At 61.2% G+C, this 487-nt stretch carries 1 protein-coding gene; it reads right to left on the bottom strand.

Translation table 11 applies throughout. From position 1 onward, the window contains the following. On the bottom strand, nt 1-487 hold a 487-nt coding region (locus tag EXE45_RS19890; RefSeq protein ID WP_199233681.1), incomplete at both ends, for a hypothetical protein.

Raw genomic sequence — 487 nt, 5'->3', positions numbered from 1 at the left:
CGCGCCGTATTTGCTGTCTTTCCACGTCGGCCCATTACGGAACGAGCGGTGTCCGTCGGGTTTCACGACACCGAACGGGTCGTCTGAACCCATCTTTTTCCGAAGGAACGACGCCACTTCGGACGCTTGAAGCCATCGTTCCTCGGCGTCTCGGCGCGGATCGAGTTTGAACCGCGAGGTGATCGTCTCACGGTACACGCCTGATAGTTCAAGCGTTACCGTCTCGTCGCTCGGAGTCACGACCTCAACCGTTGCCGCGTCGGACGGGTCGAGAACACGATCCCGAACGAACCACGTTTCACAGTCGTCGTCCGTACACTTCCGTAGCTCGCGGGTTCGAAGCCCGTCTCGCTCGCCGTACTCGAACGTTGCCGACGTGTTGCCACAACACGGACACTCGTCCGTGTCCGTCGTCGGCAGCACGTCGAACGCGGCTTCGGCGTCGTCCTCGTGGATTGTTACGTCGTCGTACCCCGCGAGCAGATCC

Source organism: Halorubrum sp. SP9 (genome assembly GCF_005435015.1).
Taxonomy (GTDB): Archaea; Halobacteriota; Halobacteria; order Halobacteriales; family Haloferacaceae; genus Halorubrum; species Halorubrum sodomense.
The sequence above is the reverse complement of the archived record's forward strand: the minus strand, read 5'-3'. Positions and strand labels throughout refer to the sequence as shown.